Genomic DNA, 12,653 nt, shown 5'->3' on the forward strand with positions numbered 1-12,653 from the left:
ACCGAAACCGCCCGCCCGGCCGCTCAGGCGAGCAGCGAGCCGCCGTCGACGGTGATGATCGTGCCGGTGACGAACGAGTCGGCCATGCAGAACAGATAGGCCGGGGCCACGTCGTCGACCTCGCCCACCCGGCCCAGCGGAACCGCGTCGGCGGTCTGGCGGTACAGCTGTTCCCGGACCTCCTCGTCCATCCCGCCCCAGAGAGGGCTGCGGACGACGCCGGGACGGACGGCGTTCACCCGGATGCGGCGGGGGGCCAGCTCCACGGCGAGTGCCCGGGTGAGCGCTTCGGTCGCCCCGCAGATGCTGGACGCCACCGACCAGCCCGGTCCGGGGCGGCTACCCGCGGTGCCGGTGGTCAGGGTGATGGAGCCGCCGTCGCGAAGGTACGGCGCCGCGGCCTGCACCGCGCCGAGCGCGCCGAAGTAGCGCAGCGCGAAGAACTCGCGGGCCCGCCCCAGGTCGAGCTCGGCCAGCGGCATGAGCGCCAGCGGCTCGCCGGCGGTGTAGGCGAGGTGGTCGAGCACGGTGCCGCTGTCGGCGAGCCGGGCGAAGAGCCGACCCACCGCGGCCGCGTCGGTCAGATCGACCGCGTGGCCGCGGGCGCTTTCCGGCAGTTCGGCGAGTGCCCGATCGACGCTGGCCGGGTTGCTGGAGACGACGGTGACGGTGGCCCCGGCGGCGCCCGCCGCGCGCGCCGTGGCGAGGCCGATGCCGGAGGTGCCGCCAAGAACGACGACGTGCTGGGAGCCGAGGTCTTGTGATGCCACTGTGTGCCCTTCTCGCGAATGTCCTGGCACCACCCTGCGCGCCGGAGCGACCCGGCGTCCAAGACCTCTGTGGCCTCCTGTGATACCCGTAAGGTATTGACATGCCCGCCGACCTGGACCTCCGGAAGCTGCGGTACTTCCTCGCCGTCGCCGAGCACCGGCACTTCGGCCGGGCCGCCGCCCAGCTGCGGATCGCCCAGCCGGTGCTCTCCCGCCAGATCCGGGCGCTTGAGCGGGAGCTGGGCGCGACCCTGCTGGTCCGCGACCGGCGGCGCACCGAGCTGACCCCGGCCGGCGAACAGCTGCGCGAGGAGGCCGGTCCGCTGCTGGCCCGGGCGACCCGCCGTGCAACGGCGGGTCGCCGCGACCGCCCGCGGTGGCGCCGGCACCTTCACCGTGGGGTTCATGCCCGGCCTCACCGTCACCGGGGAGGTGCGCGCCCTGCGCGAGGCCAACCCCGGGCTGGACGTCGAGGTGGTCCGCACCAGCTGGGACACCCAGACCGAGGTCATCCGGGACGGCCGTGTCGACGTCGGATACGTCCGGCTTCCGATCGACGAGCGTGATCTGGCCCTGGAGCCACTGTTCGAGGAGGCCCGGGTGGTCGTGGTGCCCGCCGACCATCCGCTGGCCGGCCGGCCACGGGTCGGCATCGAGGAACTCGGGGGCGAGCAGCTCCTGCAGAACCCGGCGGCGGTCCCGGAGTGGCGGGGCGACCCCCACCGGCGGGGCACCCGGCCCGCGACCGAGACGCCGGCGCTGACCGTGGAGGAGAAGCTGGAGTACGTGGCGGCCGGGCGCGGCATCATCGTGCTGCCGCTGTCCACGGCCCTCTTCTACAGCCGACCCGACGTCACGCACAGCGTCGTACACGACATCGACCCCAACCGGGTCTGCCTCGCGTGGGCCGCGGACAGCCGCAGCCGCCTGGTGCGGCAGTTCTTGACCATCGCCGTGGAGACGCACCGGCTCGGCACGCCGCGCCATGGGTGACGGGGGCGTTAGCCATCTCACTTCACACCGCGAAAGTTTGCCGGAGCTGAAAGTTCTACCTAGGTTGTCCGGGTGACCGCCCATCCCGCTGTGCAGACCGTCGGACTACGGGACCGCAAGAAGCAGCAGACCCGCGACGCGCTGGCCACCGCCGCGCTGCGCCTGGTCGCCGAACGCGGGCTCGAACAGGTGACGGTCGAGGAGATCAGCGCGGCGGCGGACGTCTCCTCGCGGACGTTCTTCAACTACTTCCCCTGCAAGGACGACGCCCTCGTCGCCGACCACTCCGTCGACAGCGCCCGTTTCCTGACCCGGCTGGCCCAGGTGCCGCCGGAGGTGCCCGCACTCGCGGCCGTACGCTCGGCCCTCGGCGAGATGATCGACCGGATGCAGGCCGACCGCGAGCGCTGGCTGCTACGGATGGTGGTCATCGAACGGAACCCCGCCCTGCTGCCCCGCCTGGTCGCCGCCGGCGTCGAAACGGAACGGACGATGACGGAACTGCTCGCCGACCGCGTCGGCGTACCTCCTGATCATCATTTTCCGGCCCTGCTCGCCGCCGTGGCCGGCGCCGCCTTCCGGTCGGTCATGCTCCGCTGGGCCGCCGGCGACGGGGCCCGCTCCCTGTCCGACCTGGTGGACGACGCGTTCGAGACGCTCGCCGCCGGCCTGCCGGATCCGCACCCGGCACCCTGACCTCCATCCCTTCCGTACCGACGAGTTAAGGAACCCGATGTCCGCACCCACCGCGCCGATCGACGCGGTCGAGGCCGCCCCGGCACGCATGTCCCCGCGGGAGGTCCTGCAGGCCCTCTCCGGACTGATGGTCGGCATGTTCGTGTCGATCCTCGCATCCACGGTCGTCGCGAACGCACTGCCGCGCATCATCGCCGACCTGCATGGCAGCCAGACGGTCTACACCTGGATCGTCACCACCGAACTGTTGGCCATGACGGCGACCGTGCCCCTCTGGGGCAAGCTGGCCGACCTCTACAGCAAGAAGCTGCTCATCCAGTCGTCCCTGGCGCTCTTCGTGATCGGCTCGCTGATCGCCGGCTTCACCCCGAACGTCGAAGTGCTGCTGATCAGCCGGATCGTCCAGGGCGTCGGCGCGGGCGGCATGACCGCCCTGGCCACGATCGTCATGGCGGCCATGATCCCGCCGCGGGAGCTCGGCCGGTACGCCGGCATCTTCGGCGCCGTCTTCGGCGTCGGCACCATCGCCGGACCGCTGATCGGCGGTGTCCTGGTCGACACGTCCTGGCTCGGCTGGCGCTGGTGCTTCCTGATCGGCGTCCCGTTCACCCTGCTGTCGATCTTCCTGCTCCAGCGGACGCTGCACCTGCCGGTCACCCGGCGCAAGGTACGCATCGACTGGCTCGGCGCGCTCCTGATCACGACCGGCGTCTCGCTGCTGCTGATCTGGTCGTCCCTGGCCGGCAACAAGTTCGCCTGGGCGTCCGGCTGGAGCGCGCTGATGGTCGTCGGCGGCGTCGTCCTGCTGGCCGTCGCGGTGTTCGTGGAGTCCCGGGCCGCCGAGCCGATCATCCCGTTGAGGATCTTCCGGAGCCGGACGGTCTCGCTGGCCACGGTGGCCAGTGTCCTCGTCGGCGTGGCGATGTTCGGCGGCACGGTCTTCCTGTCGCAGTACTTCCAGATCTCGCTCGGCAAGACGCCGACCGTGGCCGGCCTGATGAGCCTTCCGATGATCTTCGGTCTGCTCGTCTCGTCGACGGTCGCCGGTCAGCTCATCACCAAGTACGGGCGCTGGAAGATGTTCCTCGTCGCCGGTGGTGCGATCATGACCGCCGGCATGGTCCTGCTCGGCACCATCGACGCGCGGACCAGCGTCGTCGTGCTGTCGATCTACATGGCCGTGCTCGGCATCGGCGTCGGCATGCTCATGCAGAACCTGGTGCTGGCGGCCCAGAACGACGTCCCGGCCCAGGAACTCGGCGCGGCCACCTCCGTGCTGACGTTCTTCCGCAGCATGGGCGGCGCCATCGGCGTCAGCGCACTCGGCGCCGTGCTCGCCAACCGGATCACCACCCTGATGTCCGAGAAGCTGGGGCCGGCCGCGTCCGGCGGCGGCTCGACCAACGAGGTCCCCGACCTCACCAAGCTGCCCGAGCCGGTGCTGCGGATCGTGCAGGACGTCTACGGCATCGCCACCGCCGACCTGTTCCTGATCGGCGCGCCGCTGGCACTGCTCGCGATGGTCGTGGTTCTCTTCATCAAGGAAAAGCCGCTGCACACCCTTAGTGGTGACGAGCGGCGGGCCCAGGAGGAGGCCGCCCAGGCGGCCGCCATGTCTCACTGACAACCCCCACCGGGACGGGGTCCCGCGGCGCCGGCACCGCGCCGCGGGACCCTTCAGGGCCACGAATCGTCGGTCACCTCGGGGTCGCGAAGGCACTCAGTGTGACGACCGTGCCCTCGGCAGAGGTATCGATGGTGACGTCCGCACAGAGCCGTTGCACCAGCCAGAGTCCCCGACCGCCGAGCGTCTGCGGCGAGGGCAGGCGAGGGGAGACATCGGCGGACATGCCGCCGCCATGATCGCGTACGGTGACCACCACCGCACCCAGGCCCACTTCGATGGTGACGTCGGCGGTGCCTCCACCGTGCTGGATCGCGTTGATCACCACCTCGTTGACGGCGATGGTGAACTGGTCCGCGCTGTCGGAGTCCAGGCCGGCGTTCACTGCCGCGTCGGTCACCCGGTGCCGGACGGCCGCGACGCCGGGTGCCGTGACACCGCGTACGGTCGCCACCGCCGGACGCGAATCCGGCTGGTCGGCTGATGTCACATCCACAAGGTCCTCACCGCCGGAGCCTAACCACCACCGGCGTTCTTCGCCCGAGGCGTCACGATGCCGGTGACTCACTATAAAGTCGGCACGTTCCCCCAGTCCGGGACCCGAGAGGAGAAGGGCGTGCCGCTGTCGAACCCCGACCATCCTGACGCCGAGGGTGTCACGGTGACCGCGCGGGGTGAGATCGACCTCTCCACCGCCGACGACCTGCAACACGAGATCGAGGCGGCCATCGCCAGCAGCGCCTCGGCGGTCACCGTCGATCTCGCCGAAGTCACCTTCCTCGACTCGGCCGGGATCAACGCCCTGCTCAAAGGGCGGCGACTCGCCGACGACCAGCGCAAGCCGTACCACGTCACGAACGCGCAGGGCATGGTCCGGCAACTCCTGCGGTTGACGGGAGTGTGGGACCACCTCTCCACGCCGGCGGGCGGGTAGTCGCGTTGCGGCGGCGGCGGGCGACACACCCGGTACGATCGGACGCCGGCATGCGGGCCGGTGCCCCGGTGAGGAAGCGACGGTGATGAGCAGCGACACCTCGCACGCCAGCAGTGAGGAGAAGCTCCGGCGACTGCAGGCGGTGACCGACGCCGCGCTGTCCCAGCTCGGCCTGGAGGACCTGCTCGACGAGCTGCTGGAACGCACCCGCGACCTGCTCCACGCCGACACGGCCGCGATCCTGTTGGTCGACCCCAACGGCGAGGAGCTGGTCGCCACCGCCGCGAGCGGCCTGGAGCAGGAGGTCCGCCAGGGCGTACGACTGCCCATCGGCCGCGGATTCGCCGGCTCGGTCGCCGCCCGCGGCGAGCCGCTCATGATCGAGCACATCGACCGGACCAACGTCGTCAATGCGATCCTGCTCACCCGCGGGGTGGCCTCCGTCCTGGGCGTGCCGATGCTCAACGGTTCCCAGGTCATCGGCGTCCTGCACGTCGGCACGCTGACCCCGCGACGGTTCACCACCGACGACGTCGACCTGCTCCGGCTGGTCGCCGACCGGGCCAGCCTGGCCACCCAGGCCCGACTGTCGCGGCTCGACCGGGCCGCCGCGGTGGCGCTGCAACGCAGCCTGCTGCCCGCCCGCCCGCGGACGGTGCCCGGACTCGACGTGGCCGCACGCTACGTCCCCGGCACCGCGGTCGGGGTCGGCGGCGACTGGTACGACCTGTTCCCACTGCCGTCCGGGCACGTCGGGGTCGCCATCGGCGACGTCGCCGGCAACGGCCTGCGCGCGGCCGTCGTCATGGGGCGCATCCGCAGCGCGCTGCGGGCGTACGCGCTGGAGAGCGACGAACCCGCCGACGTGCTCACCCGCCTCGACCGTAAGGTGCAGCTCTTCGAGCCCGGCGCCATGGCCACCGCGATCTACGCCGTCCTGGACCCCACACTGCGCAGCCTCACCATCGCCAGCGCCGGGCACCTGCCCCCGCTTGTCGCCGAGCCGGGCGAGGGCACCCGGCTCATCCCGGTCGAACCGGACCTTCCGCTCGGCGCGTACCCCGGCGCTCCCCGGCACAGCACCCGCACCGAACTGGCGCCCGGTGGCTGCCTCTTCCTCTACACCGACGGGCTCATCGAACGACGCACCCGCCCGCTGGACGTGGGGATCGACCTGCTGCTCCGGTCGCTGACCTGCCAGCCGGCCGACGCGATGTGCAGCACCGCGATGGCCACCCTGCTGGCCGAGGAGGAAGCCACCGACGACGTCGCCGTCATGGCCGTACGGCGTACCGACGGCGCGGCCTGACCGCCACCGGCGGACCTTGGGCGTGCGGCGGCGCCGGCCGCCCGCCCAGCGGTTTGCCGCCCCCGGCACGCGGGTAGACGCCGCTGTCCGTTCCAGAGAAGGGCGGCGAACGTGCAGAACAACGAGTTCATCGACTCCGTGGCGAAACGGCTGCGGACCTCGCCCGAGCAGGCGACCGCCATCACGCGGGCCACGCTCACCACGCTGGCCGAGCGGATCGAGAGCGGAGAGGCCAAGGACCTCGCCGCCCAACTGCCCGAGGAGTTGCAGGGGTACGCCCACGGGCCTGCCGGCGAGACCGGACGATTCAGCTTCGACTCGTTCATCAACCAGGTCAGCGGGCGGGCCGAGGTGGACGGCTCGACGGCTCGGGACGGTGTACGCGCGGTCTTCGACACGCTGCGCGAAGCGATCCCACCCGGGGCGTACGACGACGTCGTCACCCAGTTGCCCGCCGAATTCTGGCAGCTCACCGACTCCGCCGGCCGGTACGACGGCCCACGCGGAAGCTGACCGGGGACCGGCTCCCACCCTCGACGTCCGGGGCGAGCGGCGGCTCGACGCCGCTCTGCTGCTGGACTCCGGTGACGTCCTCGGCGGGCTCGGCTTTCCCGCTCCCGCCGCACGCGTGGGGCGGCGACCCGCAGCGACGGCGCGGCTGCGCCCGCCGGAGCCGATCCCGATCCTGGCCGACTGATACTCCGAAGGCGGTTGGCTTTACGCCGACGGCCACCTATGGTGGTCGGATGCCACCGGTCGGTAAGGATGCCGCCACCGTCACGACGTTGACGGTGCTTCGCGCTGCCCACCGGCCGGTCCGCACCGCGCTGCCGGGAGGTCGTTTCCTCGGCGCACGCATCGCGCTCACCCTGGCCATCCACGGCCTGCCAAGCCCCGTTCCGGGCCGTGGCCCACCGGCGGAACCGTTCACCCCCAGAAACGGACGCCAAGGGCGAAGCTACACAGCTTCGGCCCTTTTTCTTTTACCCGGACAAGGAGACGTCGCCATGAGCACCGGAACCCACCGGCGAGCCGACCAGGACCGGCTGGACAACCTGCACGCATCCCTCAGCAAGGAGTTCGAGGCCCAGACCACGAGACTGACCGAACTCACCGCCGACACCGGCGACCCGGGCGAGGCCCACACCCGGCAGGCGCTCATCGCCACCACCCGGCAGAGCATCGAGCAGATCGCGGGGGCGCTGCGGCGCGTCGCCGAGGGCACCTACGGGGTCTGCGAGCGGTGCCGGGGCGAGATCCCGGCCGAGCGCCTGGAGATCCTGCCGCACGCCCGCTTCTGCGTGCCCTGCCAGCAGAAGCAGAACCGCTGATCCGTCGTGCGGGTCACGCGGCGCCGGACGCCACGATCGGTCCGCGGACGGCGTGCCCGCCGCCGGGGTGGTGAGGCCACCCCGGCGGCGGATCGGTTCAGCAGCGGGGCACACCCGGGATGTACCCGTCGTGCCCGGTCAGGACGTACGCGTCGGAGACCCAGCGGTTGGTGCCGATCCGGTTCCAGACGTCGGTGGTGCCGTACGGGCCGGTGACGGTGGTGCCCGCGGTCTGGCAGTAGACGCTCACCGTGGCGCCGGGGGCGACGGAGCCGACGACCGGGTACCCGGTGCCGGGGCCGGAGCGCACGTTGAGATTGCCCGACCCGGTGGTGACGGTGCCGGAGCCGATGCCGGTGATGCCGTTGACCAACTGCATGTAGTAGGTCCAGTTCCAGTTCGGACCCGGGTCGGTGTGCGTGGCGTCGGGCACCTCGACGTGCCCGACGATGTGCGCCCGGTCCCGCGGGATGCCGTACTTCGCCGTGAGGCTGCGGGTGAGCGCGGCGGAGGCCCGGTACATCGCGTCGGTGAACCAGGCCGGGTTGTCCACGTACCCCTCGTGCTCGATGCCGATCGACTGCGTGTTGTAGGTCCAGTTGCCGGCGTGCCAGGCGATGTCCTTCTCCCGCACCGACTGGGTGACGGCACCGTCCGAGGAGCGGAACGTGTAGTGCGCGCTGACCTGCGCGGCGGGGTCCTGGAACCAGCTGATCGAGCCGGCGTATGAACCCTGGGTCACGTGGATGACGACCCGGTCGATCTGGTGACTGGCAGGCCGACCGGCCACCGTGTAGTTGCTGGTGCTGGCCGGCGCCCAGGCGGCCGGCGGGTAGTCGGTGCTGAGCGTGCCCAGGTCACCGGCCCGCTCCAGCTTCCCGCGCTGCGGCGTCACGGCTCGGGCCGCCACCGTCTCGCCGCGCTCGGCGGTGAATCCGCCGCGCAGCACGTCGAACACGGCGTCCGCGTAGCGGCGGGCGCTGACCGCCGTGCCCGCGCCGCCGTACCGGGCGACCGGCCCGTACCACCGGGCGAGGTCGTCGCGCGCCGTCGCGGTCAGGCCCGCCTGGTCGGCGTACGCGCGGAGCACGGCGGCCGCGCCGAGCACGTTCGCCGTCGGGTCGGTGCGCAGCGCGACCGGATCCAGCCCGGTGCGGGCGGCGGCCTCGTCGAGCGTGTGCCGCTCCGGGTTGCTCACCAGGTGCATCAGTCCGTACCCACCGGAGGCGCTCACCGAGCCCGCGTTCATGTCCAGCCGCGTCTCCGTGTACCCGATCGTCACGAGCAGGTCGCGGGGCACGTCGTACCGCCTCGCCGCCGTGTCGAAGGCGGCGCCCAGCGGGGTCGACGGCACGCCGACCGGGTCGGCGACCGCCGGCGACCCGGCAGTGGTCGTACCGCCGAGTGCGGTGAGCAGGGCGAGTGCGCCGCCGAGCGCCAGGCGGGCGCGGCGGGAGGTGCCGACTGCGGTCATTGCCACTCCTTTCCACGGTCGGCCACCCGGCGGCAGCCGACGGACACGCCGGTCAGCACCAGCCGTTGAGCGGACCGTTGACGCCGGTCCACAGGTACGCGTCGGAGACCCAACTGCCGTCGCTGAGCCGGTTCCAGAGCGCGGTGGCGCCGTATCGCCCGGTGTGGGTGGTGCCGTTCGCCGAGCAGGAGATCGTCACGGTGGCGCCGTCGCCCAGCGAGCCGACCGCGGCGTACCCGGTGCCGGGACCGGCACGCCGGGTCAGGGTGCCGCCCCCGTTGGCGTCCACCACTGCCTGGTTGAGCCCGAGCGCCCCGTGGTTGTAGATGGCGCCGCCTGCGCCGATCCACGCCGAGCCGTGCCGGGCCCCGCCCTGGTACGCGGAGGCCCCGTTGGCGAACACCCACTTGCCGATGTCGTGGTCGGCCATCGGGACGTACGCGCTGTTCTGCCGTAGCCCGAAGTGGACGTGCCGGCCGTAGGCCGCCCCGCCACAGGTGACGTCGGTGCCGGTGTAGCCGAGGAAGGCACCCTGGGCGACGCTCGCCCCGTTGACCGAGATGTTGCTCCACAGGTGGTAGTAGTCGGTGGAGTAACCGCGGTCGTGGATCACTCGGATCCAGCCCTGGCACATGGTGTACGCGGCACCGGCACGGGCGGCGCGAACCACCTGGTCGCCGCCGGCGAGGTCGACGGAACTGTAGGGCGATTCGCTGCCGCCCCAGCCGTGCGGGCCGCTGGTCAGCGTCCACGTCTGCCCGACCGCGAACGGCAGGGCCATGCCGGTGCGGTAGTCGCCGCCCGCGTAGAGAGGGGCCGGCGGGTTGCCGAAGGCCGCCTTCTCCTGGCTCGTCACCAGGGGCGACGCGGTGGCGAGGGCGGCGAACTCCGCCTCGCCGTCGAACGCGACCCGCCATGCGCCGCGCTCGGCGCGGGCGACGAAGATCGCGCCGGTGGGATGCGCGTCCACCTTCGATGGCGCCAGGGCCACCGCTGTCCCGAAGGCCCACCCGGCACCGCTGCGGTCGACCGTGATCCGCGTCTGCGCCGCCGTCGTCGCCGCCGACCCGACGGTGGTGAGCAGCTTGCCGGTGACCGCGATGGTGAGGGAGTCGGTGTCCGGTGCCGCGGCGACCGGCGGGGTGACGGTGGTGGCCGCCGCGGCTGCCGGCGCGGCCGCGAGCAGCAGCCCGGTGACCGTCAGCAGGGCCAGCACCGCGTCACTGGCTCGTCGTCGACTGTGCATCATCGTGACCTCAAATCGATGCTTATGGATATAACCGAAGATTGTTGTGTCACAAAGCATCGAAGTCAATCGCTGCGGAGAAGCTTTCCTACATCCGCCAGGACGGTATGCGCGGCGGGTCGCGTGGCCATGTCGTACCGGCCGGGCAGGATTGCCCGCGGAGGCATCGGCTCGACGTGGGGACGTGCGATGGCATACGGCTACTTCAACTCGATGAGAACCAGCCCGGGGCACCGCGACGAGGTGGTGGCGATCCTGCTGGAGGGCGCCGACGGCCTGCGTGCAGCCGGTTGCCGGCTCTACGCCGTGGGGGTGGCGGAGGACGACCCGGACCTGATCCGGGTCAGCGAGATCTGGGACTCGAAGGAGCACCACGACCGGTCTCTCCAACTGCCCGAGGCGAAGGCCGCCATCGCCCGGGCCATGCCCCTGCTCACCGGCGAGTTCGCGAGCCAGGAGATGACCGTCGTGGGCGGCCTCGGCGTGTGACGACCGCCCGGACGGCCGTCGCCGGGCGCCGCGCCGCTGAGCCGGCACCGCGCCGGTCCGCTCCGCCGCACCGCCCACCGCCGGTCCGCTCCGCCGCGCGTTAACGCCGCCGGTCCGCTCCGCCGCGCCCTAACGCCGCCCGGCGGCCGAGCCGACCGGAGGCACGCTCACCCGCCGGCGGGCGAGCCGAGCGACCCTCACACGCCGCGGGACCGCAGCGCCCGGATCGACCAGTCGAGCACCGGCGCCAGACTGTCGGTCGCCGGCCAGTCGTTGACCACCGAGAGCAGTCGCAGGTACCGCTCGCGGCTCGGGTCGCTCGCCGCATCGAGCCGGGCCAGCAGCCGACGCCGTGACGACAGGTCGTCGGGACGAGCGCACAGCCGCGCGTACCGCCCGGTCATCGCGGCGACCACGGTGTCCGCGCCGGGCGAGTCCGGTTCGACCGCGGCTGCCAGAGCCGGTCCGACCTCGGCACGAACGATCGCCACCGCGTCCGGGCGCGCCACGGTGGCCGCGCCGTCGGCGCGGTCTGCCGCGTACTGTTCCGCCAGGCGTCGCATCCCGGCACAGAAGTCCCGGTCCTGGGCGAGTTCGGCCAGCTCGATCCACGCCTCGACCTGCTCGTCCTCCGGGTCGTCGGGCAGCTGCGGGGTCAACGAACGGCGCAGACCGGCGAAGGCGGGGTCGGTGTCCACCCCGCCGAACACGGCGTCGAGGAAGTCGCCCACCAGGCGCTCGCGCTCCTCCTCGGTGAGCGTGGCCAGCTTGTGCATCAGTTCCATCCCCTCGGTCGTGAATTCGTGTCTGGCGACCATCACGAGCACCGCTCGGCGCAGCCGCAGCAACCGGATCTGGACGGCGAGGGCGTCGGCGTGCGCCGCGGCGACCTCGGCGAGCGGGATCTCGCGATCGACGATCCGGCCGATCGTCGGAAGGTCGAGTCCGAGCCCGCGCAGCGTCCGCACCATCTCCAGCCGGGCGAGCGCCTGCACCCCGTACCGTCGATGACCGGCCGGGCTACGTCCGGTCGGCGGCACGATGCCGCGGTCGGCGTAGAACCGGATGGTCTTCACCGTCAACCCGGTACGGCGGGCCAGCTCACCGATCGAGTACCGCGTGTCGCCGTTCATGCCCTCCACCTTCGCGCCTCCCCTCGGGGGAGATGCAAGTACCCGTCCCGTCGGGGCGTCCGGCCGGGCTGACCGCGTCGACCCGGACACCGTGCGAGCCGTACTCGGCGACCCACGACCTGGTGAGCAGCACGAGCGCCGCCTTGCTCGACCCGTACAGGCCGAAGCCCGGGCCGCCGAACTCGGCGACCATGGTCGGCACGTTGACGATCGCGCGGTGGCCGGATACGGGTCGGCCAGGTCGGCGAGCGGGCCGGACAGCAGGTCGGCGGGGCGCTCCAGCGGGATACCGAGCCGGAGCCGGGCCTCACCTGGCCCGGTGTGCCGGGTGACGGCCGCCGGCGCCTGGTCGTACCGGGCGAGCACCGCGCGGGCCTCGGTGAGCAGCGTCGCGCCCGCTTCGGTGGCCTGGACCCCGGTGCTGCTGCGGACGAGCAGCTGCACGCCGAGCTGCCGCTCGAGGCCGTTCATCTGCGTCACCGCGGCCGGCGGCGGATTGGACGAGGCCGCCACCGCCGCAGCCCTGCTGCGCCACCAGTACGAACGGCTGTGACAGTTCGGACGGTCCGGGCGGGTGATCGTCGTCATGCGACTGCCGTCCCGCTGCCCGCGTAGATTCTGTGCCGCCGGGCCGGCGTCACCAGGACGTCGCCT

At 72.2% G+C, this 12,653-nt stretch carries 13 protein-coding genes and 2 pseudogenes; 8 read left to right on the plus strand and 7 right to left on the minus strand.

The window, feature by feature from the left end:
* Positions 1 to 23 precede the first annotated feature (23 nt).
* Positions 24 to 770 (minus strand): SDR family oxidoreductase, encoded by a 747-nt coding sequence (locus tag ABZS42_RS18355; protein WP_355146694.1) that lies wholly within the window; start codon positions 768 to 770, stop codon positions 24 to 26.
* A gap of 113 nt (positions 771 to 883) precedes the next feature.
* On the opposite strand from ABZS42_RS18355, the pseudogene ABZS42_RS18360 reads away from it, so the two are divergent.
* From ABZS42_RS18360 to ABZS42_RS18370, 3 genes and pseudogenes are all read left to right on the plus strand, one after another.
* Positions 884 to 1,763 (plus strand): annotated as a pseudogene (locus tag ABZS42_RS18360) (LysR substrate-binding domain-containing protein).
* Positions 1,764 to 1,835: 72 nt separating this feature from the next.
* Positions 1,836 to 2,459 carry a TetR family transcriptional regulator gene (locus ABZS42_RS18365; protein WP_355146696.1) on the plus strand — a complete coding sequence of 208 codons (624 nt, stop codon included), beginning with the start codon at positions 1,836 to 1,838 and terminating at the stop codon, positions 2,457 to 2,459.
* 37 nt (positions 2,460 to 2,496) lie between these two features.
* On the plus strand, positions 2,497 to 4,083 hold the full coding sequence (locus tag ABZS42_RS18370; RefSeq protein WP_355146698.1) for an MDR family MFS transporter: 1,587 nt from the start codon (positions 2,497 to 2,499) through the stop codon (positions 4,081 to 4,083).
* Positions 4,084 to 4,156: 73 nt separating this feature from the next.
* On the opposite strand, the gene ABZS42_RS18375 is transcribed toward ABZS42_RS18370, so the two are convergent.
* Positions 4,157 to 4,537: an ATP-binding protein gene (locus ABZS42_RS18375; RefSeq protein ID WP_355146700.1), complete on the minus strand. Its 381-nt coding sequence runs from the start codon at positions 4,535 to 4,537 to the stop codon at positions 4,157 to 4,159.
* Between the two features lie 99 nt (positions 4,538 to 4,636).
* Between ABZS42_RS18375 and ABZS42_RS18380 the strand changes: the two genes are divergently transcribed.
* From ABZS42_RS18380 to ABZS42_RS18395, 4 genes are all read left to right on the plus strand, one after another.
* Entirely contained in the window at positions 4,637 to 5,017 is a 381-nt protein-coding gene (locus ABZS42_RS18380; protein WP_355146702.1) for an STAS domain-containing protein, read from the plus strand.
* A gap of 85 nt (positions 5,018 to 5,102) precedes the next feature.
* Complete coding sequence (locus tag ABZS42_RS18385; RefSeq protein ID WP_355146704.1) at positions 5,103 to 6,326, plus strand: GAF domain-containing SpoIIE family protein phosphatase; 1,224 nt, start codon at positions 5,103 to 5,105, stop codon at positions 6,324 to 6,326.
* Between the two features lie 111 nt (positions 6,327 to 6,437).
* Complete coding sequence (locus ABZS42_RS18390; protein ID WP_355146706.1) at positions 6,438 to 6,839, plus strand: DUF2267 domain-containing protein; 402 nt, start codon at positions 6,438 to 6,440, stop codon at positions 6,837 to 6,839.
* Between the two features lie 494 nt (positions 6,840 to 7,333).
* Positions 7,334 to 7,657: a TraR/DksA C4-type zinc finger protein gene (locus tag ABZS42_RS18395; protein WP_355146708.1), complete on the plus strand. Its 324-nt coding sequence runs from the start codon at positions 7,334 to 7,336 to the stop codon at positions 7,655 to 7,657.
* A gap of 97 nt (positions 7,658 to 7,754) precedes the next feature.
* Here the strand turns inward: ABZS42_RS18395 and ABZS42_RS18400 are convergent, their stop codons facing one another.
* Both ABZS42_RS18400 and ABZS42_RS18405 read right to left on the minus strand, forming a co-directional pair.
* Positions 7,755 to 9,131 carry an N-acetylmuramoyl-L-alanine amidase gene (locus ABZS42_RS18400; protein WP_355146710.1) on the minus strand — a complete coding sequence of 459 codons (1,377 nt, stop codon included), beginning with the start codon at positions 9,129 to 9,131 and terminating at the stop codon, positions 7,755 to 7,757.
* A 52-nt stretch (positions 9,132 to 9,183) separates the two neighbouring features.
* Entirely contained in the window at positions 9,184 to 10,377 is a 1,194-nt protein-coding gene (locus ABZS42_RS18405; protein WP_355146712.1) for a peptidoglycan DD-metalloendopeptidase family protein, read from the minus strand.
* 189 nt (positions 10,378 to 10,566) lie between these two features.
* Between ABZS42_RS18405 and ABZS42_RS18410 the strand changes: the two genes are divergently transcribed.
* The gene (locus tag ABZS42_RS18410; protein WP_355146714.1) at positions 10,567 to 10,866 is read left to right on the plus strand and encodes a putative quinol monooxygenase; all 300 of its coding nucleotides are present in this window, start codon (positions 10,567 to 10,569) and stop codon (positions 10,864 to 10,866) included.
* A 197-nt stretch (positions 10,867 to 11,063) separates the two neighbouring features.
* On the opposite strand, the gene ABZS42_RS18415 is transcribed toward ABZS42_RS18410, so the two are convergent.
* The 3 genes and pseudogenes from ABZS42_RS18415 to ABZS42_RS18425 all read right to left on the minus strand — a co-directional run.
* Complete coding sequence (locus ABZS42_RS18415) at positions 11,064 to 11,999, minus strand: MerR family transcriptional regulator (RefSeq protein ID WP_355146768.1); 936 nt, start codon at positions 11,997 to 11,999, stop codon at positions 11,064 to 11,066.
* Positions 11,968 to 12,210, minus strand: a complete 243-nt coding sequence (locus ABZS42_RS18420) for an SDR family oxidoreductase (RefSeq protein ID WP_355146770.1) — start codon at positions 12,208 to 12,210, stop codon at positions 11,968 to 11,970. The genes ABZS42_RS18415 and ABZS42_RS18420 overlap by 32 nt, the downstream gene beginning before the upstream one ends.
* A 230-nt stretch (positions 12,211 to 12,440) precedes the next feature.
* Positions 12,441 to 12,587: pseudogene (locus tag ABZS42_RS18425) on the minus strand (hypothetical protein); the annotation flags it as partial.
* Positions 12,588 to 12,653 lie beyond the last annotated feature (66 nt).

It is taken from the genome of Micromonospora sp. NPDC005367, assembly GCF_040606825.1.
In the GTDB taxonomy this organism is placed as follows: domain Bacteria; phylum Actinomycetota; class Actinomycetes; order Mycobacteriales; family Micromonosporaceae; genus Micromonospora.